Origin of the sequence: Streptosporangium sp. NPDC000563 (assembly GCF_040299985.1) — a bacterium.
In the GTDB taxonomy this organism is placed as follows: Bacteria; Actinomycetota; Actinomycetes; order Streptosporangiales; family Streptosporangiaceae; genus Streptosporangium.
The window spans coordinates 43,517-66,635 of sequence record NZ_JBEPDA010000010.1 but is presented as its reverse complement, the minus strand read 5'-3'; the positions used below and the strand labels follow the sequence as shown (position 1 = coordinate 66,635).

Here is a 23,119-nt window from a genome sequence, read left to right as displayed (position 1 = left end):
GGAGCCGGGCCTCTATTCGTCAGTCGACTAGGTAGTGGGCTTCGATGTAGGCGACGGTGGAGTCATATGGCTCCCCTACCGGCTTCAGCATGTACCTGCGAAAGACTGCGGCGGTGGCGCGACGGGCGCCTCGGTTTCGGGCGTCGGCGTTGTCCCATGACCGGGCGAGGGTGCGGGTGACCACTTGGTCGATCTCCTCGGCCAGGTTCCTTTCCGTGATAGTGAGGCCGGGCGGTGCATGGTCGCGGATGATCCGCGTCAGGACACCCACGTGATCGTCGTCCAGCACGACGGCTTCGTCAGGGTGCTTCCCCGCGTTTACGATGGCGCGAGCGATCCGGAGTGCCTCGGACAGGAACTCCAGGGCGTCCTGGGAGTTCTGGATGATCCGATCCCGCAGCAATTTGATCCGCTCTGCGAGGGCGGTGTACTTCGCGGACCCTGGTTCGACGCCCTTTTCGAGGGCGGCTTTGATGTGATCCAAGATCTCCGCCGCGGACGGCGGCTTCTTGTCGCCGTCGTCCCTGCCGGGCTTGGGGCGGACAAGGGACAGCAGTTCCTTGAGGATGGCGATGCCCTGCGCGTCCAGGACGAGGGCTTCCTCTCGGGTGGCGACCACGGAGAAGGAGTGGACGTGGGCGTTGATGATCTCCAGGACCATCGGCCCCAGCTCACTCAACCGCTCCTTCCTGTCCTCGTCGGAGGACTTCTTGAACAAGGTCGTGTACACGGACCCGAACAGCCCTAAACCGTCGCGGTACTTGGCCACCCGCTTGTCGGTGCTGATGAGCGGGTACAGGCGAGCCAGGAGCCGGTAGTCCTTGGTGAACACTTCGGCGGCGCCAGGGTTGGCGTCCAGGAAGGCGTTGATGGCCCGTACGGACTCGTATCCGTGGACCGTGAGGTCGAGGCCGTCCACGTCTACGAAAAGGTCTTCGATGCGGGCGAAGGTGGTGCGGAACTCGTCGACCAGTTCGGACAGGTCGGTGACGAACCCGCCGCCCTTGCCGGCCTCCGACGAGGTGGGGTCGATGACGGCCCGCTGGACTTCTTCGGCCAGCCCGATGTAGTCCACGATCACGCCGGAGGTCTTCACAAATCCGGTCGGGGACACCCAGGTGCGGTTCGGGCGAGTGATCGTCTGGAAGAGGGTGTGGGCCTTCAGCGGCTTGTCCAGGTAGAGGACGCCCTCGTTGGGGGCGTCGAACCCGGTCATCAGCTTCGCGGTCACCACGAGAAAGCACAGCGGGTCGTCGGGGGTGAGGAACCGCCGCTTCTGCTTTTCCTCCTCGGCCTCCGAAAGCTGGAACGGCCGCATGGCGGGGTCTTCGCTCTTGGCATCCGAGACGGAGATGTTCACCTCGGCGGTGATCCGGCCATGCTTGCCGACCTCGGCGAGCACCTGTGACGCCTCGAAGCCAGCCAGCAGCTCGTTGATCTTGTCCGTGTATGCCACGGCCAGCTCACGGTTGTAGGCGACGACCTGGGCCTTCAGGCCGTTGCGGTAGGCGCCGGCCAGGTAGTGGTCCACGATGTCCTGGCAGACCGCGTGGATGCGGTCGGGGTTGGCGAACACCGAGGTGAGGCGCCCGAATTTGCGGGACAAGAGCTCACGGTCGGGGTCGTCGAGGTCGAAGTCGTCGGCGAACTGATCGAACTCGGCCTGCAACGCCTGGTCGTCTAAATCGAAGGCGACCGGGTGCGGGTCCAACAGGACCGGGACGGTGGCCCCGTCCAGTAGAGACCGGGACACCGAATACCGGTGCAGAACCCTGTCCGGGTCGGTCTCTTCACCGAAGAGGGCGAAGGTGTCGGTGGCGAGGTTCCTGATTGGGGTGCCGGTCATGCCGAAGAACTTCGCGTTCGGCAACGCTGCGCGCATCTGCCCGGCAAGGGACGTCGACTTGGCGGACTGGGTGCGGTGTGCCTCGTCGACCAGCACGATGATGTTGTCCCGCATCGACAGGTTCTTGCCGGCGTCGGCGAACTTATGGACGGTCGTGGAGATGACGCCCCGCACGTCGTCGGCCAGCAGGGAACGTAACTCCTGACCGGTGGCGGGCTGGTGGAAGTAGGCGCTCCCCATAGCGGAGGTGAAAACCCCGGAGGTCTGGCGGACGAGCTGGGTTCGGTCCGACAGCAGGATAATCGTGGGCGACTCGGTGCGGGTATCGGCCAGCAGCAGCGAGGCGGCAAACACCATCAGCAGCGTCTTCCCGCTGCCCTGGTGGTGCCAGATCAGACCTTTCCGGCCGCCGGCCAGAACTCGCTCGTGGATGAGGTGGGCAGCCTCCATCTGGGGGTAGCGGGGCAGGTACTTCATGTCCACCCCGCCCCCAGAGGTGTCGAACAAGGCGAAGTTCGCCAGCATGTCCAAGACGGTGGCCGGGTTGAACAACAGTTCGGCGGAGCGCTGCACGTCGGCCTGTCCGGACAGGTTCTCATCGTCGGCAGTGGACCGAAACGGCTGCCACAGGTTCGTGGGGGCACCGGCGGCACCGAACCGCAGCTTCAGCCCGTCGGAAGCAACGGCGAAGACGTTGGGGGTGAAAAACCACGGGTACTCGGTGGCATACACGTCGTTGATCTCGCGGACCGCATCCGCCCAACCAGACTTCGCGGTCGGCGACTTCACCTCGACCACCACCAGGGGCAGGCCGTTGACCCAGTACACGAGGTCAAACCGACGGGAGGTCTTGCCGGGGACAGTGATGGTCACCTCGTCCGACACAACCAGCGTGTTGGCGGTCGGATGCTCGAAGTCGATGACCTTCAGGGCATGCCACACGCCGTCGGCATCCCGGAACTCCTTGTGCCCGCGCAGCAGGCGCAGCACCTGCTCATTGGCCCGCACCAACCCGCCCTCGACAGCGTTGACCGTGGCGACGATCTCCTGCATCACCGCGTCCACGTCGAACCCGTCGATCACTCCAGGATTGAGCCGGACAATGGCGTCCCGCAGCTGGCTGGCGACCACCGTCTGCGTCGTCTCACGCGGCAGTGACCTGCCCGCTGTGAAGCTCCAGCCCATGGGGAGGGACCATTGAATGATCAGGTTCTGGAACTCACGTTCCCGAACACCCTTCGCCATCAGACAACCTCCAGCCCGGCAGGGTCGATGATGATGGTCTGGTGCAGCAGACCTGACAGCAGAGCCTCACGGACCTGCCGGAGCCTGTTGGCCTCTGTGCGCAACGCACCCCCGAGTGAACGCACCGAAAGCACCGTCGAAGCAATATGACGCTGCTCAGCCAATTCAGGCATTGGAACTTTGAGCTCACCGATCTTCGAGTGACTGATGTTCTTCATGGAAGCTGAGCCAGAAGCAGCCATAGTGATCTGCCCCCGCACCCCCGAAAGTGCCATAGCAACAACCAGGAAGTCCGGATCGAGGTCATCGGCGGGAACCATACGGAGCGTCTTGTCGCTCAGGTACAGACCGCCTCTAACGTCAGAGGGGACACGGCAGACCGCACCGACGCGCTTGATGGCACCACTTGCCCGAGTGATCAGTACGTCCCCTGCCTGCACCTCGGCCGACTCTGGCATCTTCGTTCCCAAGGCAAGTGTCTTGGACTCATCCGCGATGAACCGAAAGGCTACGACCGCACTAACCTTTAGGACGCCTTCCTCATCATCTGTGGGCGGTCTATCGACCGCCTGCGGACTACGACCGCCCTCGATGCGATCAAGATGGTTCCTGACCCGGACCGGAGCGTGATCGGCCAGCATCGATTCGGCAATTGCACCGGCGGCCATCTCGGCAGCATTTGCTTCGCTATCGAGTGCGGTGATCTGGTCGTCGACTGCGTCGAGTACCTCGACGATCTTCGCTTGTACCCCGCGGGGTGGGATCGGAAGTTCGATCTGCAAGAGTTGCTCGGGGTTGAGGCGCTTACGCCGTTGAACTGTCCCGCTCACCCGGTTCTTCATTTCTGCCCACAGTCGTGGTGAGCGGCAGACGTGCCTCATCCAGTCGGGCACCAGTTCTGGGCCAAGCGTGAATGTCGGGAACTCGTTGCTAACAACGAATCCATCAAACTCGGCAGGTACTACGGTGATCGGGCCTTCCCACGCGGTCAGCTTTCGCATCACGACCTGGTCGACGCGCAGCACGTTCATTGCCGCGTACTCTGTGTCTCCGCCGTCGAGTTCACCTTTAGCGACAAGCCCCTGTCCTGCGTTCAGGACCCCGGCCAGACGGTAGGTGGTTGCAGGCATCATCGGTGTGCGCTGGACATCGAGGCGCATCACCTCTCCGAGCCGACGAAGCGGATAGCCGTCACTCATCGAAGCCCTCGATCCCTGCGGCGGCGAGGACAGCGAGCATGCGCTGTTCGGTCTTCTGGCGCTCGGCTCGGGCGATGTTGTAGGCGTCGATGAGGGCGCCAAGGTCTTCCTGCTCGGCGGCGGCCTGCTTGATGTACCGCCCGATGTTGAGGTCGTACCCGTTCGCCACGATCTCCATGGTGGGGACGAAACGCGCCGCGAGTCCGCCTTCTCCGTTGGAGTCCACCGAGTTGCCGTCGGCGTCGAACTTCGAGTGGTAGGCGGTCACGACATCAGCGATGTCTGCGTCAGTGAGGATATGGCGATTCTTGGCCTTGATGAACCGCTTGGAGGCGTCGATGAACAGTACACCGCCCTGCCGCTCCGGAGTCTTGGTACCGGGTGCACGGAACACCAGAATCACCGTGGGGATGTCGGTGCTGTAGAAAAGGTTGGCTGGCAGGCCGATGACGGCTTCGAGCAGGTCGTCGTCCAGGACGCGCTGGCGGATGGCTGCCTCTTGGCCACCCCGGAAGAGGACACCGTGCGGCAAGACAACTCCAGCGCGCCCCTTCTGTGGGCCCATGCTAGAGATCATGTGCTGCACGAACGCCCAGTCCGCTGACGACTGTGGGGCGACCCCGCCGAGGGCGCGCGGGTCTTTGGTCCAAGGCTTCCACTTCAAGCTATAGGGCGGGTTAGCGACGATCACATCGAACTGCGCAACGGACCCGTCCGGTTTCTTGTAACGCGGGTCCTTCAGGGTGTCGCCGACCTCGACTTGGAACTGGGTGAGGTTGTGCATGAAGAGGTTCATGCGGGCTACACCTGCGGTGTCCGGTACTGCCTCCTGCCCGTACAACTTGAGTGTGTAGCCACGTCCGCCGCGGGCCTTCAGGAGGTTAGCGGAGGCGATGAGCATGCCGCCCGACCCGCAGGTCGGGTCGTACACCGACTCGTAGCCCTTAGGGTCGAGGACTTCGACGATCAGCTCGACGACCTCGCGCGGGGTGAAGAACTGGCCAGCGCGGGTGCCGGACCCGTCGGAGAACCGCTTCAGCAAGTACTCGTACGCCCCACCGAGGACGTCGTGGGACATGTTGCCATCATGCATCTTCGGAGTGCGGTCCATCGTCTGCATGACCGCCGCCAGTACCTCCCTCGACAGCACCTCTTCGGAGGTCCAGGTCATGGCCCCGAACAGGCGGGAGAACTTGTCAGGGTTGGCTGTCTCGATGGCCTGCAGAGAGGCGCGGACGCGGTGGCCGAGGCCGGGCTGGGTGATGGTGGCAAGGATGGATGTCCAGGAGGCGCGACGCTGCTGGACAGTGTTGGGGTGGATAAACGGGATTTCGAACGACTGGTAGTCGCGGTACTCGATCTCGTGGGCTTCCTCGGGGGACAGGTCGTCCAAGCCCGCATTGTCGGACAGGAACAGCTCATGCTGGTGCTCCCAGGTATCCGACAGGTACTTCCAGAACATCAGCGGGAAGATGACGGAAGAGTACTGCGCCTCGGGCATCGCCACGCGCAGCTCGTCGGCGGCATCCCACAACCGGTTCTCAATCTCCTGCTGGGTCACTTTCATCAGTCGGGGGTCCTCGCTCGTCAAGGTGGCGACCCGAAGGCCGTGGGATTTCTGCTGGTCACCCAATCGCGGGCGTAACCGGCATGTGTGCGCCGGACGCGGCCTCAGGAAGAACACACAAGGTGTCGTACTCCTGTGTGAGCGACCCACCAACGATATCCCTCGCCAGGATCACGGACTTCGACAACAGGCGATCCTTCTCCGCACTCAAACAGGCTGCCCTCCTGCTATAGGTCGGCATCTCCGTCCCAATCTCCCAAGAGCGGCATCATGACAGACCCCACCGACAGAACGAACTCACAACCACGGAGCCTCGAGAGCATCAGTGTCCTGCACCGAACCCGCTAGAGGAGAGGAATGACCCACGTCACAAGGTTGAGCTGCCGAAATGGGTCTCAGACACCGAATGGCGGGGCTGTTGTAGGGTCTCAGTCTCCGCACCACCTTGATCTTGCGTGACCTGTGGTTTTCCGCGCTGTCTCACGGGTGTGGCGAGCCACTTGTCTCACCGACATGGCGGTTTCCTCGTCGGCAGGAACTGACGGTCAGGATTGGTCTGCGACGGGGTGCTCGTCGAGGGTGTAGCGGACGTGCTCGCTCGTGGTTCTGCTGGCTGTGATGATCTCCTTCGGTAGCCATGGCCATCACGGTTCAGTGCTGGACCGCCGCCGCTATAGAGACATTGCCAGTGAAAGCGATGGCTCGGAATCCAGTCCAGTCAACAGCCAAGAGCGACTTCGCAACACCCCCGAGATGCAACACTACGAGCCGTTTTCGGTCCGAAAGATAACCGCAGCCCTGCGAATGCGCTAATCAGAAGCCGTGTTCGACAGGGAAACAATTTCTCCCAGTAGGACATAAGTTGACAGGAAAAGATACATAGCCTCAGCGGCTGCGACATCGTTATGAACGCCAGTTGACACACGGTCATAGATGTCACTAACGGCGCGTTTGAGTCGATTACCACGACTCTTGGTGTTCACATGGTCATCGATGTATGCCTTGAGCCGGTTCAGGCGCTGTTGATCACCAAGCTTGATTATGTTGCCCTGGCCGTCAGTGCGTGTAGATTCCGTCGCCGGAAAGAGCGCGTCTGCAACGGCATCAATAAGGCGGCGGACGCTATTCATTGCGCCGGAAATCGACTCGGGATCGCCGGCAGAGATGTTCGTATACGCCGATTCGATCTTGCGTAGGACTTCTCCAGGGACCTCAGCGAGAATCGCGTCGATATTAGCTTTGGCGGCATCGAACATTTCGCCTTGATGAGTCGCGAAGCGCAGCATGTAGAAGTGCTTGGCCGTGAACATGTGGAGCGTATTTCTGACGGCAGTCAGAATCCGCTGATGCTTTATGACTTCATTGCGAATGCTACTGATATGGTTACGAGTTTCTCGAAGAGCGATCGACGCGTACTCACCAGAAACGTCTGGCAGACGAAGGTTCCGTAGCTCTTCTTCGAGAGTGCCAACGAAAACTGCGAGACTGGCGGCTCCAGCGTAGACTGCACCCTCTTTATCATTGCCGCGCATAGTAAGCCGCCAGTGCAGCCCGTTGAAATCATCGGCATAATAGTTACCGAGCTCCTTTCTGATCCACTCAGAAAAGTCGTCATCTTCGGTCAGGCGTGAGAGTCGCCCGCCTTTCAGAAGGAGCTTGTCCAACGGCAGACGGTCCAACTCAATATCTGCCAGCAGTTCGTTGGCCAATTCCAAAGCGTGCGAGCGTTCGTCGGGCGTCATCGAATCTCCCTTGTGAGGATATGAGCCGAAGAGTCTATGTGTCGGAGGGGAAGCACGGCAACCAGCGAGGATTCTCCTACAACAGCGGATCCGCCAATGGGCCGCCAAGATCAGAGAGAATCCGCCACGAAAACTGAGACCCTACAGCTGTTTTCACAGTCCGACACCGCGCATGGCGTTGTCACGCCAGCGGTCGACGGCGCGGATGTAGCGCAGCAGCACGGGCGAGGTCGGGGACCATCGGCCGTGCTTGGCGATGACGGAGATGGGGCGGCCGGCGGCGTAGGCGACGGTGGCGCCGCCGGCTCGGAGGCTGTGCGCGGTGTACTCCGCGGCGCGCGGGACGCCGGCCCGGATGGCGCAGGAGCGGACGATCTCGTTGACGGCGTCGCCGCCGAGGGACCGGCCGATGGTGTCGTGCACGTAGAGGCGGCGCAGCAGGCGGCCGTCGTGGTGGCCGGCCTCGTCGAGGAGGCGGGTCCAGGCCAGCCAGGCGTCGACCGGGTCGGTGAGCGGGTGGTCTCCCCGCGGGACGGCGATGATCTCGCCGACGCTGTTCTTGTCGGTCTTGCTGGTGCGGATGGCCACGTCCAGGCCGTGCTCGGCCTGGGTGACGTCGGCGCGGTTGAGGGCGACCAGTTCGGAGCGGCGGCCCATGAGGGCCAGGCCGAGGACCAGGAGGAGCCGGTCGCGGATGCCGACCACGGTGTTCTCTGGGCAGGCGTCGACCATGGCGCGCAGGACGGGGATGGTGACGGGGGGTGCTTCCTTCTGGTGGCGTTGCCCGTTCTCGGCGAGGTGGCGGCGGTGCTGGCGCAGGACTTGCAGGGCGGCGCGGCCGTGGGGCTGGCCTTCGTGTCCGGCGGCGGTGTGGCAGCTGCGGATCGCGCCCATCGCCTGTTCGATGCTGGCCGGGGCGTAGCCGGTGTCGGCGAGGTATGTCACGTAGTCGGTGAAGGTCTGTGCGGTCGCCGGCAGCGGCACGCGGCTGCCGTTGGCGGCGCACCAGGCGGTGAAGGCGTTCCATTGGCGGGTGTAGGCGCGGCGGGTGTTGGCGGGGACGCTGTCGGCGAGCCGCACACGCGTGCTGTCCGAGATGGCGAAGTCCGCAGCCGTGTAGGCGGGTTCCGCTGGTATGGGCGCGGTGCCTGCCTGGTCGGGTATGGCGAGTTCCACCCCGATTTCTCCCCTGCTTGTCGAGTACCCGCGATAAGCCACCTTATCGCGGGTATAAAGCCAAGGTCAGGCAATCCTCGAAAGGCCCAAGAGAGGGCCACGCAAGATTCACGCAAGTCCATATGGAGACTGCGGTGGGGACTCATCTAATGGGACGTCGCCGATCAATTCGGGGTTGTCTACGCATACCTCACCACGGATCGCTGATCCGGCCATCAGCTTCCAGCCCGAACCGAAGAAGATCACTCCAGCACCCCTTGGCGCCAGCTTCCTCCTGACACTGAGCCAGGAACTCCAACGCGTACTTACTTCCAGCATCAGCCGCCTCCCGAGCCATCCGTTCAGCACCCTCCCAATACCCTGCCTCTTTCAACAGCAGAGACAGAAACCCCAGCGCGCCGACCCTCCCAGCAGCGGCTACCTCCCGAGCTATTCGCTCCACACCCGCCCGATCCTCCAACTGAACCAGGGCATCCCAGTCAACCGCCGCATCCCGCAACTGAAGCAGGGCATCCCAGGCATCGGCCGCATCCCGCGTGAACCGCTCAGCACCGGCGCGATATATCCCTTCCTCCCGCAACCGATCCAGGAATTCCCTCACGCCAACAGCGATCTCTGCAGCAGCGTTCGCATCCTGAATTATCCGCTCAATAACCATGTGATCCCCCGCCCTATCTCGCAGCCGAGCCAAGGACCACAACGCATCAGCGTCCCCCGCATCGGCCGCTGTGAGGGGCCGAGATCATTCCGGACAGCGGAATCTGCGGCGGCGAGCTACGCCACCGACTGAAGCGCTGTGTACTCGTCGAGGACTTCGAATGGCGTCCGGTAATCAATAGATGAATGAAGTCGGCGCCGATTGTAAAATCCCTCGATATAACGGATCACAGCTCGGCGAGCCTTTGCCCGGCTGGTGAACACGTACCGCTTCAGCCACTCGTTCTTCAGCGCCGAAAAGAACGATTCGGCCATGGCGTTATCATAACATATGCCCGTACGGCCAACGGACCTCCGAATATTCAACCTCTTCAGCACGGCGCCGAATTCATCGGACGTGTAGTTCGACCCTCTATCGGAATGGAAGATCGCATCCTTTTCGATGGTGAAGGTCTGTGCCGCGTTCTCTATCGCCTCGGTGATCAACTCGGTGCGGTAGTGATCGGCCACCGCCCACCCCACCACGGCCTTGCTGTAGCAGTCGATCACGGTGGCCAGGTAGCAAAACCCCTCCCACGTCGGGATATACGTGATGTCGCCCACCAGCTTGACGCCAGGCCGAGCGGCGGTGAAATCTCGTCTGACCAGGTCAGGGATGCCCCGGAAGGCGCCCTGCTCGGTGAGCTTCGGAGTGAAGGGCCGCACCTGCGCCGGCAGCAGGCCCAGCTCGCGCATCAGCACCCGCACCAGCTCGTCGGAGCACCGCTCACCGCGGCGCAGCAGCTCGGCGTGGATCCGCCGGTAGCCGTACACCTCCTCGTGCTCGTAGAAGATGTTCGCGATCAGCTCCTTGAGCAGATCGCGACGCCGCGCGGTCGCCGAAGCGGGCCGGTCGCGCCACTCGTAATACCCCGAGCGGGACACCTCCAGCCAGTCGCACATTTTCACAATCTTGTGGTTGGCCTTCTCCGCGTCGATCAACTCGAACTTCGCGGTCACCGATTGTTCTCGGCCGCGAAGAAGGCCGCGGCTTTTTTCAGGAAGGAAAGCTTCTCGCGGAGTTCGGAGTTTTCCCGTTCGAGTTCACGCAGCCGGGCGCGCTCGGGGCCGCTGAGGGAGTGCGGTTCTTCTTCCGCACGCGTGCGCTTGTAGGTGTTCACCCAATTGCCGAGCGTGGTGTCGTGGACGCCGAACTCTCTGGCGACCTCGACGATCGTGCGGGGGCCGTCGAGGACCATGCGCACAGCCTCGTCCTTGAACTCCTGGCTGAACCTACGCCTGGAACCTTTCGGCATGTTTCTATCTCCTTCGGACTGTTACCACCCTATCGAGCGGTCTGTCCGGAATCTCTGGAGCACCTCACTGCTTGGTAGAGGGTTGCGGCGTGACGGTAGCGGTAGCGGCTCTTGGCGACGTCAGCCAAGACGATGAGGTCGATGGCATGAACGGCTGCCTGCCAGAACCCAACCGGAGGGCACAACAGGCGACGCTGAAGGGCACCGTGCTGTTCCAGGTAGTCAGCCAACCGATAGCAGGGCTCACCACCGTTCATGTCGGCCGTGCCTGCTGAACTGCCAGAGCGGGGGCGGATGCGGGTCAGCGGCGGCCGGGGGCCCCGGCAGGGCCGTGGATCGGTCAGGTAGGCGAATGCCCGCTCCAGCCAGTCGTCTGGAAGCAGGGCCCACTGCTCGCCGGTCAGATAACCGGCGGCGGCCTCTTCCAAGAACCGGCGTGGCAGGGCTAGTCCGTGGCCCAGGCGGCGGGCGTCCATGGCCGCCTCCACGATGGCCCGGGCGCCGGATTCAGCCTTCTCGTAGCGTTCGATCAAGGCCGGGCCGCCAGCCAGATACTGTGTCAGATGCCCCGAAGCGGCTCGGCTGAGAGCTTCGGCGAGCCGCGGGTCTGCGCTCTGGTCCGCGCGGCGGATTGCGGCTTCATGGTCGGCGCCGGTGAACGTTTCCGGCATGCTGATGCTGGTGCCCTTGAGAAGTTCCCGGGCCTGGGCGTACGGGTCAGGTAGGGAGCTGGGCGGGGTTGTCAGGGTGTTCCAGTACTTCCGCCATAGCGTGCCGACTACCAGTACGGGGCCTCGTTTGGGAGTGTCCAGTAGCTCGCGCAGTTCCGCGGTGATCTGCTCGCCGACGGCCGGATCGGCGGTCATCAGGTAGTGCTGGGTCTCGTTGAGCCACACCACCGTGTGCGGGCCGACACGGGCCAGATCCGCTACGGCAGCCGCAGGTTTTCCCGGGTTGAAGGGATGCCACAGCCGCCACGGCTCGCCCAGGCTGCGGACCGCTTCCCAGCAGGCGCGGGTCTTGCCGGTGGAGGAGTCGCCGACCAGCATCACCAGGCGGCAGGCGCCAGTCTGGACTTCCTTCACGATCGCGTCCAAGGCGTCGTCGTGGGCGCGACGAATGTAGGCCGGCAGTACGTCATCGTGGTCGAGCGCGGCCGGCCCGGCGGTAATGGCGGGGTGTACCTCCAGCGCCAGCGGGTTCAGGCCAGCGATTGGTCTTCCCAGCCGATCGGGTGTCCGGGACGCAGCCAGCTGCGCGGCGGTCCACAGGCTGCGGGCCTGGGCGGCGGCGTCGGCTTCGTCCCAGCGCGCTTGGCGGGCCAGCACCCTGACCACAGCTACCACGTCGGCCTGGTTCGGGGGGAGCTGTGGCGATCCGATGATCCGGTTGACGCTGTCGCGTCCAGGGCGGCCCGGCAGATTATCGTCAGCGATCATGGCGGCCGTGATGTCGTCCAGGGACGGACGATCGGCCTGGACGTACAGCTCGTACAGCAGGGCCTTCAAATCGGCTAATGGCCCCGGCGGCACGCTGGGGCGGACGATCGGCCGTGGTCGACGCTTACCGTCCTCGCTCCCATCGCGACTCATCGCTTCATCATCACCCCGTCTGGCGCGGTCTGCAGTCTCAAGTGCTCACAAACCGGCAACGGTAAGCCATCTCATCGCAACTCGTCCCGGCGCTTCGGGGCGGCCGGAAGCTGGTCTCGGCTGGCCAGCCCGTCCTTTCCGAACCACCATGCAGGAGCCGACCATGCATCATGTCCCCGAGTGGATTCCGGTGATCGCCAGTTGCGTCAGTCTGGCCGCCGCCGCCGTCCGGCTGATCACCGTGCGCTTGCAGTACCGCAGTGCTGCTTCCGAGTCCGAAGCCGATGGCCCCTCCCGGCCAGCGCCGGAGTCCTCCACCGGTCGCGAGAGCCGGTAAGACCAGCGGGCGAGGGGCCGGAACGCTCGTTTTTACCGGCCCCCGCTCGCTGGCGCATCCGCATTCCGGGGGCTCTGCGTGCCGCTCCACTCTCTCAAGCGCGACCAGGCAGACTTAACCCCGACCAGTTCTCAGATTCCGCTGGACCGCATCCGCCCCCAGCTGAGCAGCCTCCCAGCCGCGATGGCCTACTGGGCGTCGAGCAGCAGGGCGGCCTGTACCTTGGCGAGGGCCTCGACCAGGACGTTGCTGAATCCGTCGGCCGAGGCGATGTCGGCGTCCAGGGCGGCCAGACCGACATCGACGAGCAGCATCTGCAGCTCGGCGGCGTCGCCCCGGTGGTTCGGCTCGTTCCGGCAGTCGCCCATCGCCATCCGTACCTGTTCCGTTCTATTTCGCGTCCGTTCTCAAGGGAAGCTCGGCGAGCGCACCGAGAGCCAGAGACGGGCAAGCGAAGGAGTCCCCGCCAACAGGGACTCCTTCGCGTTGCGCTGGCCCTCGATTCCTATCGTCGGAGCCGAGACCAGCGTAGGAGGCAGAAAACCCCACGCAGGGAAGCGGGACTCCTCGGCCCGTTAACCGTGATCCACGGGAGACACGAGGTGCTCCGGGTCCCACCAGATCGGATAGAACACCCGCGGGGACTCGTTTGACAGCACACCCCACAGGCGGCCCTTTTGCATGATCCGGAAGCGGAACAGCTCATCCCAGTCGTCCAGGCCGAGATCGCCGAGCCGCTTCTGTGCCTCGGTGCACAGGCTGCCCACCGGCTGGGCGTGATGCTTGGCCAGGGAGCGGCTCTTGCTGTGCGCCTGCTGGACGCGGATCTCTCTCCAGGTCAGCCGCTCCATCGCGGTCAACGCTTCGATGATCGTCATCAGGGTGGCGCCGTCGATCTCCCATGACCAGCTCCCATCATGCTCGCGATCGAGCAGCGACAGGCGCCACACGGGGTGGCGCAGGTCATCGTCATCGCTGTCGGTATGGACCCCGAGCAGCTTCTTCGGTGCGATCGGTTTGCCTGCCCCAGGCGCAAGAGAACCCGGCACGACGGGCTTGCTCTTGCCTTTCGGGACTGCTGGGACAGGCTGCCGCTTATCCCTCTTCGCCATGCGAGACGGCCGTCACCATGGTGTCGAAGAACTCGAACATGTCCTCGTCGGTGAGGGGTTCGGCGCTGCGCTCCATAGGGGACGCGCCTGCGCGCTCGCGGGCGAACATCCACGGCTGCTCGGCGTGGGTCATCTGGGACAGCTGGTTGGCGGTGAAATCGCTGTAGGAGGCCAGGACGAGGTCGATGGACTCGCGCTCGCCTTCGTCCAGGACGTTGATGTCGCCGTTGATGTCGCCGGCCTGGAGTTGGAATCGGCCGCGGTGCTTGGCGTACAGGGCGGGGGAAACGGGGCCGTTGGCCCAGGCTTCGAAGCGCTCGGGAAACAGCTGTCGTTCTTCCCAGGCGAGGTGGTAGCCGTAGGAGTAGTAGCAGAGCTTCTGCAGCTTCATGGCCGTCGTGGGGCCGAGCTTGTCGAGGATGTAGGCGGCTACGTCTTGGATGTGTGCCATGGTGCCACCTCCTCCTGCTTCGTTAGCTCTTACGGTATCTGGCCCTAGTTTCCGTCTCTTGATCGGCATGCGGTTCCCGGTTCAGTCTCGCTGTTCCACGGTTTCACGGAGGAAGGGAATCGGCAATACTTTCGAATACTTTTGCCGTGCTTGATCCCTGTGTTGCGAACGTGCAACTCTGCCACCTCCCGGTGATCGTCCGCAGGCAGACATGGCGATACCTCGCCACGTGGGGCAGGGGCGTCTACGGCCCTACTCCTGCCGACCCTCGGGCGGGCAGCCCGCGACGGGTCAACATGCCTGCGCCGTCGGGTCGGCGGCAGGGCGCCGGCGCTCCCGGAAGGGCTCGCGCACCGATGAGCGGCGACGGGCCTCTCCGAGCGGCAGGCCACCATTTACTCTTCCACCGTCACCGAGGCGCGCGCTGAACCCGTCCGGGCGGCGTTCCGCGGCCATTGCGTTCCGGCCTCATCCGCACCCGTTCTCATCCGGGCCCGTCGGGCTCCACCTGGCCGACGGGTCCGCCGAGGAACGTCAACACGCGGACGCTCCCGCACTCCGCAGAGCGGCGGGAGCGTCCGGGCCCACCGCCTACATGCGGCTTCGGGCCTCCTCGACCTCGCCGGCGGCCTTGGCCTTCTGGAGCAGGGAGAGGAGCAGTTCGCCCTCGCCGCGGCTGCTCGCCATGGTCTCCTCCACGAACTCCCACTCCTGCGGGGTGAGCGTGGCCTCCTTCAGGAGCTCCTCCGCGGTGGCCAGCATGGTGGTCGTCTCGTTGCCCATTTTCGTCTCCTTGTAAATCGCCGCCGCTTTTCTTATATCAATATCATAGGAATTTATATATCAGATAGCAATCGGGAGGCGGGGGAAGTTCCGGCCCCCTGAACGGCTCCACCGCAGGCCACACACCATCCAGAAGGAGGCCGCGAACCCAGAGACCTCCGCCTCCTTGAGCAAAACGGCGACAGCACAGCCAGATACCAGGCCGCCGAGCAGGAGCGGCGTCGCCCCAGCGTGGCCGCGTGACATGTCGCCGCGGTTCCCGGCGAGGCGGCGGAGAGCTGGGCCTGACGGCTTCCTAGCGGACGGTGAGCGGCCGGGGCGGCAGCTTCCCGGTGAGGAGTGAGGGGCTGGGCCCAGCCTGTGCGGACCGGCCAACCCCCGCGCGGTCACCCCCTACCCGAGGGGCGTCTGCATGCGCCCGCCCCCGAGGCCGGGCGGCCGCGAGGGCGGTGGGCAGAGGGGCCAGCTAGGCGATCCGGAAGGTGATGCCGTTGGTGAGGAGAACCGTGGTGAGCGTCTCGACGTCCTCGGGGAGGACGGGGACGGTGATCTCGGAGCCCTCAGCGGTGATCACGAAGGTGGCGGTCATTGCGGCGTCCCCTTAATTAGTGGTGGTGGAGGTTTTTGTTATATCTAAATCATAGCAATTTATGCTTTCTATAGTGCAGTGTGGAGCGTGAATTACCAAAATTTTCGCAGCTCACCGCCACTTCCCACCCGAGCGGGCCGCCGACAACCTGCGGCCACACCGCCGCACCCGCGTCCCCCACCAGCTCGACCACGACAAGCTCACCACCGGCGAGGCCGCCCACCATGACCACCTCGGCGACGGCCTGGCCCTCCCCCTCCACGACACCCCCGCCTACCGTCCGCCGCTGCCGAAGCTCCGCGTGTAGCCGGCCGCCGCCCCCGACCCGCCGGGGCCGGGCCGCTGCGGCAGCGGCGCGTGGATCGCCGTCCCGCTGTTCGGTATCGGCAACAGCCCGTACACCAGGTACACCGACGCGTCGATCCGGCCCGGCGAGTCCGGGTCGGTCGGCATCCACGTCGCCCACTCCCGTTCGAGGTCGGTGTGAACCCCACGCAACCGCACCTTGTCCAGGATCATCTGCTGCGCGATCGGCTCAGCCCTCAACACCTTGCCCTGCTTGGCGCGAACCGACTTCACCAGCGGCGGCAGCTTCCGCTCCGGAATCTCCCCACTGCGCTGCAGCGCCTCCCACGAGGTGCGTATCGCCAGCTCGCACATGTCGCCGCCGTAGTTGCTCTCCACGAACACCACACCCGCGTTCGTCTCGTGCGCCAGCCTGCACGCCGCGGTGGACCACTCCGTCGACGACATGACCCCCGACCAGTCATGGGTGATCCACACCCGGCCGTCGTCGCCGAGGAACCCACCGACCACGCCGGCGACGTCGCGTCCGCCGCCCGACGGGTCCACCGACACGGCGACCTTCTGCGGCTCGACACCGGCCCCCGGGTCGCGGAGCCTGCGCAGCAGTTCCTCCGACACCAGGGCACCCTCGGACGGCTGCGGGTCGCCTTGGCCGAGCGCGTGCCAGTCCCGCACGATCGACGTGCGTTTCATGTCGTGCCACCAGGCCAGCAGCGCCGCCCGATCCCGCGTTCTGACCTTGGGGTGCGGCAGCGGATCACCAGGCTGCCTGCCCAGCGGATCCGGCCCGAACTTCGAAGCGGCGATCGCCGGCAGGTGCACGACCTTCCACCGGCCGCCCTCCTCCAGACGGCCCTCCTCGGCCAGACGACGGCCGGCCAGGTCGTCCGGATGCCACCTCGTCAAGATGACCACCACGGCGTTACGGTCCGGCTGCAGCCGCTTCAGCGCCGTACTGGAGTACCAGTCGTGGACAGCCTGCCGCATACGAAACGACTCCGCCTCAGCACGATCCTTATGCGGATCGTCGACCACCAGCAGGTTCACGCTGAAGCCGGTAAGACCGGCGCCTACCCCGACGGCGCGGACGCCTCCGCCGGTGATGAGCTCCCAGTCCTTGGCCGCGCCGGAACCGGGCTTTTCGCGCAGCCCGTACTCAAGGCCGTACTCCTCGACGAGGTCGCGGATCGCCTTGCCCCGGCGCAACGCCAGATCATCGGAGTACGACGCGACAGCGATCTTGTCCTGGGGGTGCAGGCACAGCCACCAGAACGGCCCCCACTCCGCAACAGACGTGGATTTTCCGACCTGCGGCGGAGTCACGATGAGCAACCGGTCGTAGTCGCCGCGCTCGACGCCGGCGACCGCGTCGCCGATCACCCGCAAGTGCGGCCTCATCCGGAACTGCGCGTCCAGGCCACGGGCCAGAGCGACCGGGTTACGCAGCAGGTCGCCGCTGGTGGCGTGCGACGCGGCGGCCAGCCGCCGGTACAGGTCGACGTCGTCCAGGTGGCCCAGCTGGTCGGTGAGACCCTGGCCGCTCAACCGCGGACGCTGCCCTCGGGCACTTCAGGCCATGCGGACCGGTCGTGGCCGCTACCAGGGATCGGCCCGCGTGCGATCAGATGCGGCGGCCGCCAGCACAGCACTGCGGCCACCTCGTCGACAAGGCCAGCACCAACCGTGGACACAAGGAGCCCCTCCGTGGAAGGCCCGGCCCACGACCAGCGGCATGCGGCACATGGTACTGGCCGCCGCTCCCCTCCGGGACGTGCGCCCGCGCCGCAGCACCCCGGCCGGTCACTCGTCGTCGAGGTCGCCGGCCGCCGCGATGCGTCGCGCCACCTGCTCGGACAGGGCGGCGAGCTCCTGGCGGCGCTGCTCGGGTGTCAGCTCAGCGAAGCGGGCGACGAGCGCCGCCAGCGGGTCGGCGCCACCAGGCCCGGTGATCGCGATCGTGTCGGTCGGGTCGCCGAACAGCTGACGGCGTAGCCGCATCGTCGTCTCGGCCAGGCGGGTGAACTCGGTCCACGTCATCGTGTCGGGCCGCATGTTCGGCAGCGCCTGACCGACGAGGCCCGTCATGGCGCGCAGGATCGTGGCGTCAGCTTCGGCGGCCCGGCGCCGCTCCTGTTCGAGCATCGCCTGGTACTGCCGGGTGTTGTGCGCGTCCCATGCGGCGGCTCGCTGCTGCCACAGGTAGTCGGCGGCGAGGTTGCGGGTGTGGCCGTAGGACAGTGTCAGCTTCTCGGCGACCTTTGTCAGCGTGCGAACGAGTCCGAGGTCACGGTAGGTGATGAACTGTCCGTGTTTTTTCGCGGTTTCTCCGGGCTGCCGTTCCCAGGGTTCGATGCTGGGGTCGAGCTGGAACGTGGTCATGTGCCTTCTCCGGAGGTGCGGGCCCTGTGTGGGGGTTCCGGCGGGGTGTTCCGGGGGTGCGGTGGGGTGGTGCTGGGCGGGCCTGGTGGTGGCCTGGGTGTGGCAGGGGTGCCGGGGTTGGGGGTGGGGGTTCAGCCGGCGGGGACGGGTTCGCTGGTGCTGTCGGTGTCGGCTGCGGCTGCGGCGCTTTCGGCGCGGGCTTGTTCGACTTCGCGGCGGGCGAGGTCGGTGAGCAGGGCGACCATCGTGGTGAAGTTGCGGATGTCGCGGCAGCGGCCGAACTCGTAGACGGCGGCTGAGAACTCGTCGAACTGTTCGGTGTTGGCGACGCCGAGGAGGTCGGTGGCGTTGTCGAGGATCTTGATGGCGTCTTTGAAGTCGGTCATCTGGTGGGGCAGGAACATCAGGGTGGCCACGCGCCAGTCGAACTCCCCGTGGGGGATGGACAGTTTCGTGTCGTCGGGGGCGACGGTGGGCAGGGCGTCTTCGGGCAGGCCGGTGGCGAGGAGGTCGTCGACGTTGTCGATGAGCGCGACGAGGTGGGCGAGGATGTCTCGGTCGGACTCGCCGTGGAGTTCGTTGTGCGCGATCTGCTTGGCGATGATCTCGGAGCGGCGCATGCGGCGCATGTCGACCAGGGCCCAGACGTGGGAGTGGCCGGCGGCGCGGGCGGCTCGGCACCGGTGGTGGCCGCTGATGATCTCGATGGGGCCTTCGCCGCCGGGCTGGTGGCAGTAGGGGAGGCTTTCCAGGGCTCCGCGGTTGCGGATGTTCTCTGTGAGCCGTTCGAAGTGTCTCGGCTGCATGACCTGCGCGTTGATGTCTTGTTCGCGCAGGGAGGCGATCTCGACCTGCATGACCCACAGGTCGTCGCCGATTTTCAGGCTGTCGCCCGCTGGCGTGCCTTTTGCCACTTCTTCTCCTTGGTCAGGAAGCTGGTGAGGACGTCGTCGATGCTGGTTTCGGTCCAGTCGGCGCGGTAGGACAGCTTGTGCCCGTCGGGGTGCTTGTCGCGCTTCTCCAGGGTCATGAGGCCGCGGAGCCCCTTGACTTCGGGGTGGCGGGTCATTTCGACGGTGACGAGGCCGTGGGAGGCGGCGAGCAGGATGCTGGACTGGCCGACGAACACCAGCTTGGCGGTGTCGCGGCGGAGGGCGAGCATCGTGACCAGGCGGGTGAGGCGTTGGGTGAGGGTGGGGGCGCCGAACGCGAAGCGCAGCAGCAGGTGGGACTGCCAGCGGCTTTTGCCGTGCGGGAAGGGCCGGGTCATGGTTTCGGCGCCGTAGCCGATGACGCCGGCGGCGTAGCCGTCGATGGCGACGAGCACGTTGTAGGAGCCGGTGCTGGAGGAGATGCGGTGCATCCACAGGTTGCGGTAGTAGTCGCATTCGCTGCCCTTGACGGGGATCAGCTGGATTGTCGAGGTGGCGGTGACCTCGTGGTCTGGGGGAATGATCGGGAGCGGGGCGGGGTGGTAGGAGCGGGGTGCGCCGAGCGCCACCTTGGGGCCGCCGGTGTAGGTGAAGATCTCGTCGGGGCGGTTGGAGATGACATAGGCGCAGGAGCCGGGGCCGAGCGGGTGAGCGAACACCGGGCGCGGGTGCGCGGCCTGGCCGGTGCGGTCTTCCTGCAGGAACATGAGCAGCGCGGCTTTGCCTTCCATGTCGTCGGCCAGGCGCTGCATGTCGGTGTCGGGGTCGAACACGCTGTAGGTGGGTTCGGCCCATTCGATGCGGCCGCCGGTGTCGAAAAACTTTTCGAAGCCGCTTTTGTACGTCGGCGGGGCTGCCACGATGATCGTTCCTGGGTCGTCGGCGACCTGGGCGATGTGGTCCCACATGCATTGCGGGCGGAATCTGACGCCAGGGAGGCGGTCGGCGAGGCCTTTCAGGGAGTCGCGCAGGTGGGCGCGGTGCTCGTCGGCGCGGTCGACGATGTCGATGACGAGGCTCTGCCAGTAGTCGACTTCGGGTTTGGCCTGCATGCGGGTCAGCCAGTGGACGTACAGCAGGTGGGCGGCCTGGTCGACGGGGTCTGCGTCGGGGATGGGGACGAGTTCGCCGTCCAGGGTGATCTGGAGTGCGGCCAGGTCGCCGCCTGACACGAGGGTGCCGACGATGGCGGTGTAGAGGGTGACGTCGGATGTCTCCATGCAGGTGGTCGGGATGCCGGCGTTGGCGGCGACCAGGGTGGCGGCGAACGAGCCGACGCCGACTTCGACATACCGGGTGTACGTGGCGGTGGGCAGGGCGTTGAACACCTGCCGGTAGAACGCCCGGTCGGGGGCGGCGGAATTACCCGCGAACAGCACTCCGGGGGCGGCGAATCCTGGCATAAGACTTATCCCCCTATTGTGCGCAGACCGCAGAGGAGGACTCGAACCTCCGGCCTCCGCCTTCGAAAGGCGGTGCTCTATCCACTGAGCTACCTGCGGGGCAGTTGCAGCGGTCAGAATGCTAGCAGCTGCAGATCACCCGTTCCAATTTCCGGGATGTTCCATCCGTACCGTTGTTTGAACCATTCAGCGGCCCATCGGCGGTGGCAGGCTTCGCCGGCGTTGACGTTTTCGTAGCACAGGAGGACGCCGCCTCTGCCGGGGTGCTTGCGGGCGACGGAGCGGAGTTCTTCCAGGATGGCGGCTTCGTGTTCGGCCAGGCGCTTGTTGTACACCCATCGTTCGGTGGGGATGTCGTCGATGTCCTTGTAGGGGGGTTTGAACAGTTCGTGTGGGGCGAGCGACAGCGCCTCCTCATAGGGGTACCGGACGAATCGCGGGCGGCCTACGGTGATGCGGATCGCGACTCCGTATTTCGGGTCGAAATCCTTGTACCGCCCTGTTGTCAATAGCAGAGGCTGACCGTTTACGAGTTCCATAAACTACGTCCTAATTTACGTTCAAATCGGCGGCTGTGTGCGCTGCGTGAATGGTGACGGCGTTCATTATGGCCAGTTTCTCCTTTCGTTTGGTCGTCGGTTCGGAGGCGCCCCCGCGGTGAGGCGGGGGCACCTCCGCTGGGCTGTCACGCCGCGACGGTGGAGGCATCGTCGGAGGCGGCCTCGGGGGCGGCGTCGGGGGCGGCGTCGGGGGCGATGTCGGGGGAGATCCGCAGTGAGCCAGCGCGGACGGCCGCCACCGCGCTGGCCTGGCGCAGCGCCGTGGTGGCCTTGCCCGTCATCTCCTTGAGGTAGTCGACGCGCATGCGCTGGGCGGGCAGGCCGCCGGGGGCACCGGCGAGCAGCATCGCCAGCTCGGCGGGGTCCATGGTGGCGATCTCGGCGAGGATGGCGCCGGCGGCACTGAGCCGATCGATCTTCCCGAGGAGCAGGCGGCGGTCGGCGGCGAGCTGCTCGCGCTTGTCGTCGGGCAGGTCGAGGCCGCCGAGCAGGTCGGCCTGCTGGCCGCCGCCGCTGGTGCGCATCGTTTCGACGGCGTCTTCGGACAGGACGAAGAAGCTGCCCTGGCTGGCCTGCTCCTCTTCCGCCTTCCGGCACGCCTGGGCGAACGCTTCGGCGTCGCGGACGGTGGGGAACTCTCCGCGGGTGAAGCGGGCCAGGAACCGGTTCTGGTTGTCGGCTGCCAGGCAGGCAACGTACCAGGCGAGTCCCACCGGGACGTGCCCCTTGATCAGCGCCTCCTGCATGGAGAGGGACAGCTTGAGCAGGTCCACGCGCAGCTCGACGAAGTTGAGGGACTTGCCGCAGACGGTGGCGACTTCCTCCATCGTGTATCCGAAGTCGATCAGCTTCTGGAACGCCTTGCCTTCCTCCAGCGGGGTCATGTCGACTCTGCCGACGTTCTCGGCGACCGCCTTGGCGAACGTCTCCGGGTCGCCCTCCTCGATGCCATGCAGCACCAGGCAGTGCATCTCGGGGAGGCCGGCCTGCTGGGCGGCCCTCCAGCGGCGCTCCCCCATCACGATGGTGTACCGCCGGGTCGTGGGGATGTAGCGGACGCTGATCGGCTGCAGCTGTCCGATCACCTTCATGGAGGCGGCCAGCTCGTCGAGCTTCTCCTGGTCGAACACTTCGCGAGGCTGGTTCGGGTCGCGGTCGATCCGGTCGGTCGGAACCGTCTTCTGGCTGACCTTCGCGGGGGTGGCCGGCTTCGCGGTCTCCGGGGCCGTCTTGCTGGTGGTGGTCTTGATGGCCATCTGGCTCTCCTGCATGGTGGTGGAGGCAACCGCCCTTGTTATATCTAAATCATATGATGCTATGCTTTTGATATCAATCGGGTTGGGGGGTTGAGCGGAGAAAAATTCCCTCCCCCGGCGCAGCGAGGCCGGCCCCCAGGCCTGCCTCACGCAACGAGTTGCAGCTGCCTCGGACCCAGCAGCCCCTTCTCCCACGCCTCGCCAAAGCCGGGGCCGATCTTGTCGGGGGCCAAGGCGGGCGCGACCGTCAGCAGCTCCTCCACGCACGGAAAGTACATGTTCTTGCGGTGGGCTCAGACACGGCGGTGCGCGCCGTCGCGTTCGACCGGCTTGTTCAGCGTGCGGGCGCGGGCGGCGAGTTCGTCGAGCATCTCGGCGCGGCCACCCACGCCGACGCGGACGAGGGAGCGGACGGCGTTCGCCATCTTCATGGCCTCCCCCTCCTTCTTCCGAAACGCACGTTTCACCTCGTACAGCGCCCATTCCTGGTCGGCGAGGTGGCGGGCGAACTGGCCCAGCAGCGGGCGGGCGCCGGGTTCGGCGGCGAGCATGCCGACGAGCTGCTCGCCGCCGGCCAGACCCTGATGCGGGTTGAGCGCGATGGCCAGGTGCTCCATGAGGAGTCTTCGGCCCCATCACGGCGAATCGCCGCCTGGTGGGAGACGTACTCCGCAGCCTGACCACGGTGACCC

At 65.3% G+C, this 23,119-nt stretch carries 20 protein-coding genes and 1 tRNA gene; all 21 read right to left on the bottom strand.

The window, feature by feature from the left end:
* Nucleotides 1-19: 19 nt before the first annotated feature.
* A complete protein-coding gene (locus tag ABT352_RS22955; protein ID WP_350946937.1) occupies nucleotides 20-3,091 on the bottom strand; it encodes a type I restriction endonuclease subunit R in 3,072 nt (1,023 codons plus the stop codon).
* Nucleotides 3,091-4,290 (bottom strand): restriction endonuclease subunit S, encoded by a 1,200-nt coding sequence (locus ABT352_RS22950; protein ID WP_350946936.1) that lies wholly within the window; start codon nucleotides 4,288-4,290, stop codon nucleotides 3,091-3,093. Before ABT352_RS22950 ends, ABT352_RS22955 begins: the two co-directional genes overlap by 1 nt.
* On the bottom strand, nucleotides 4,283-5,857 hold the full coding sequence (locus ABT352_RS22945; protein WP_350946935.1) for a type I restriction-modification system subunit M: 1,575 nt from the start codon (nucleotides 5,855-5,857) through the stop codon (nucleotides 4,283-4,285). Before ABT352_RS22945 ends, ABT352_RS22950 begins: the two co-directional genes overlap by 8 nt.
* A gap of 809 nt (nucleotides 5,858-6,666) precedes the next feature.
* Entirely contained in the window at nucleotides 6,667-7,599 is a 933-nt protein-coding gene (locus ABT352_RS22940; RefSeq protein WP_350946934.1) for an AbiTii domain-containing protein, read from the bottom strand.
* A 153-nt stretch (nucleotides 7,600-7,752) separates the two neighbouring features.
* Nucleotides 7,753-8,775 (bottom strand): site-specific integrase, encoded by a 1,023-nt coding sequence (locus ABT352_RS22935; protein WP_350946933.1) that lies wholly within the window; start codon nucleotides 8,773-8,775, stop codon nucleotides 7,753-7,755.
* Nucleotides 8,776-8,965: 190 nt separating this feature from the next.
* Nucleotides 8,966-9,433, bottom strand: coding sequence for a hypothetical protein (locus ABT352_RS22930; protein ID WP_350946932.1), 468 nt, complete (start codon nucleotides 9,431-9,433; stop codon nucleotides 8,966-8,968).
* 116 nt (nucleotides 9,434-9,549) lie between these two features.
* A protein-coding gene (locus ABT352_RS22925) for an IS3 family transposase (RefSeq protein ID WP_502992890.1) occupies nucleotides 9,550-10,727 on the bottom strand; the annotation gives its coding sequence in 2 pieces (ribosomal slippage) (nucleotides 9,550-10,469 and nucleotides 10,469-10,727; 1,179 coding nt in all).
* 29 nt (nucleotides 10,728-10,756) lie between these two features.
* Complete coding sequence (locus ABT352_RS22920; RefSeq protein ID WP_350946929.1) at nucleotides 10,757-12,235, bottom strand: P-loop NTPase family protein; 1,479 nt, start codon at nucleotides 12,233-12,235, stop codon at nucleotides 10,757-10,759.
* A gap of 609 nt (nucleotides 12,236-12,844) precedes the next feature.
* Complete coding sequence (locus tag ABT352_RS22915; protein WP_350946928.1) at nucleotides 12,845-13,030, bottom strand: hypothetical protein; 186 nt, start codon at nucleotides 13,028-13,030, stop codon at nucleotides 12,845-12,847.
* Between the two features lie 201 nt (nucleotides 13,031-13,231).
* The gene (locus ABT352_RS22910; protein WP_350946927.1) at nucleotides 13,232-13,768 is read right to left on the bottom strand and encodes a hypothetical protein; all 537 of its coding nucleotides are present in this window, start codon (nucleotides 13,766-13,768) and stop codon (nucleotides 13,232-13,234) included.
* Nucleotides 13,752-14,219, bottom strand: a complete 468-nt coding sequence (locus tag ABT352_RS22905) for a Panacea domain-containing protein (protein WP_350946926.1) — start codon at nucleotides 14,217-14,219, stop codon at nucleotides 13,752-13,754. Before ABT352_RS22905 ends, ABT352_RS22910 begins: the two co-directional genes overlap by 17 nt.
* A 591-nt stretch (nucleotides 14,220-14,810) precedes the next feature.
* Nucleotides 14,811-15,002 (bottom strand): hypothetical protein, encoded by a 192-nt coding sequence (locus ABT352_RS22900; protein ID WP_350946925.1) that lies wholly within the window; start codon nucleotides 15,000-15,002, stop codon nucleotides 14,811-14,813.
* 466 nt (nucleotides 15,003-15,468) lie between these two features.
* Nucleotides 15,469-15,591: a hypothetical protein gene (locus ABT352_RS22895; RefSeq protein ID WP_350946924.1), complete on the bottom strand. Its 123-nt coding sequence runs from the start codon at nucleotides 15,589-15,591 to the stop codon at nucleotides 15,469-15,471.
* Between the two features lie 273 nt (nucleotides 15,592-15,864).
* Nucleotides 15,865-17,442: a terminase large subunit domain-containing protein gene (locus ABT352_RS22890; RefSeq protein ID WP_350946923.1), complete on the bottom strand. Its 1,578-nt coding sequence runs from the start codon at nucleotides 17,440-17,442 to the stop codon at nucleotides 15,865-15,867.
* A gap of 255 nt (nucleotides 17,443-17,697) precedes the next feature.
* The gene (locus ABT352_RS22885; protein ID WP_350946922.1) at nucleotides 17,698-18,276 is read right to left on the bottom strand and encodes a hypothetical protein; all 579 of its coding nucleotides are present in this window, start codon (nucleotides 18,274-18,276) and stop codon (nucleotides 17,698-17,700) included.
* 131 nt (nucleotides 18,277-18,407) lie between these two features.
* Nucleotides 18,408-19,190, bottom strand: coding sequence for a ParB/Srx family N-terminal domain-containing protein (locus ABT352_RS22880; protein ID WP_350946921.1), 783 nt, complete (start codon nucleotides 19,188-19,190; stop codon nucleotides 18,408-18,410).
* The gene (locus ABT352_RS22875) at nucleotides 19,157-20,611 is read right to left on the bottom strand and encodes a putative antirestriction adenine methyltransferase (protein WP_350946920.1); all 1,455 of its coding nucleotides are present in this window, start codon (nucleotides 20,609-20,611) and stop codon (nucleotides 19,157-19,159) included. The genes ABT352_RS22880 and ABT352_RS22875 overlap by 34 nt, the downstream gene beginning before the upstream one ends.
* 26 nt (nucleotides 20,612-20,637) lie before the next feature.
* Nucleotides 20,638-20,710, bottom strand: a tRNA-Arg gene (locus tag ABT352_RS22870).
* Nucleotides 20,711-20,724: 14 nt separating this feature from the next.
* The gene (locus ABT352_RS22865; protein WP_350946919.1) at nucleotides 20,725-21,150 is read right to left on the bottom strand and encodes a hypothetical protein; all 426 of its coding nucleotides are present in this window, start codon (nucleotides 21,148-21,150) and stop codon (nucleotides 20,725-20,727) included.
* 146 nt (nucleotides 21,151-21,296) lie between these two features.
* The gene (locus tag ABT352_RS22860; protein ID WP_350946918.1) at nucleotides 21,297-22,427 is read right to left on the bottom strand and encodes a ParB/RepB/Spo0J family partition protein; all 1,131 of its coding nucleotides are present in this window, start codon (nucleotides 22,425-22,427) and stop codon (nucleotides 21,297-21,299) included.
* Nucleotides 22,428-22,720: 293 nt separating this feature from the next.
* A complete protein-coding gene (locus ABT352_RS22855; RefSeq protein ID WP_350946917.1) occupies nucleotides 22,721-23,044 on the bottom strand; it encodes a hypothetical protein in 324 nt (107 codons plus the stop codon).
* Nucleotides 23,045-23,119 lie beyond the last annotated feature (75 nt).

What these genes read in the sequence shown, in the direction of transcription:
- ABT352_RS22885 (WP_350946922.1), bottom strand. Translation starts at nt 18,276, where the DNA reads ATGACCACGTTCCAGCTCGACCCCAGCATCGAACCCTGGGAACGGCAG.
- ABT352_RS22865 (WP_350946919.1), bottom strand. Translation starts at nt 21,150, where the DNA reads ATGGAACTCGTAAACGGTCAGCCTCTGCTATTGACAACAGGGCGGTAC.
- ABT352_RS22940 (WP_350946934.1), bottom strand. Translation starts at nt 7,599, where the DNA reads ATGACGCCCGACGAACGCTCGCACGCTTTGGAATTGGCCAACGAACTG.
- ABT352_RS22895 (WP_350946924.1), bottom strand. Translation starts at nt 15,591, where the DNA reads ATGACCGCCACCTTCGTGATCACCGCTGAGGGCTCCGAGATCACCGTC.
- ABT352_RS22860 (WP_350946918.1), bottom strand. Translation starts at nt 22,427, where the DNA reads ATGGCCATCAAGACCACCACCAGCAAGACGGCCCCGGAGACCGCGAAG.
- ABT352_RS22915 (WP_350946928.1), bottom strand. Translation starts at nt 13,030, where the DNA reads ATGGCGATGGGCGACTGCCGGAACGAGCCGAACCACCGGGGCGACGCC.
- ABT352_RS22910 (WP_350946927.1), bottom strand. Translation starts at nt 13,768, where the DNA reads ATGGCGAAGAGGGATAAGCGGCAGCCTGTCCCAGCAGTCCCGAAAGGC.
- ABT352_RS22875 (WP_350946920.1), bottom strand. Translation starts at nt 20,611, where the DNA reads ATGCCAGGATTCGCCGCCCCCGGAGTGCTGTTCGCGGGTAATTCCGCC.
- ABT352_RS22955 (WP_350946937.1), bottom strand. Translation starts at nt 3,091, where the DNA reads ATGGCGAAGGGTGTTCGGGAACGTGAGTTCCAGAACCTGATCATTCAA.
- ABT352_RS22855 (WP_350946917.1), bottom strand. Translation starts at nt 23,044, where the DNA reads ATGGAGCACCTGGCCATCGCGCTCAACCCGCATCAGGGTCTGGCCGGC.
- ABT352_RS22930 (WP_350946932.1), bottom strand. Translation starts at nt 9,433, where the DNA reads ATGGTTATTGAGCGGATAATTCAGGATGCGAACGCTGCTGCAGAGATC.
- ABT352_RS22905 (WP_350946926.1), bottom strand. Translation starts at nt 14,219, where the DNA reads ATGGCACACATCCAAGACGTAGCCGCCTACATCCTCGACAAGCTCGGC.
- ABT352_RS22945 (WP_350946935.1), bottom strand. Translation starts at nt 5,857, where the DNA reads ATGAAAGTGACCCAGCAGGAGATTGAGAACCGGTTGTGGGATGCCGCC.
- ABT352_RS22900 (WP_350946925.1), bottom strand. Translation starts at nt 15,002, where the DNA reads ATGGGCAACGAGACGACCACCATGCTGGCCACCGCGGAGGAGCTCCTG.
- ABT352_RS22950 (WP_350946936.1), bottom strand. Translation starts at nt 4,290, where the DNA reads ATGAGTGACGGCTATCCGCTTCGTCGGCTCGGAGAGGTGATGCGCCTC.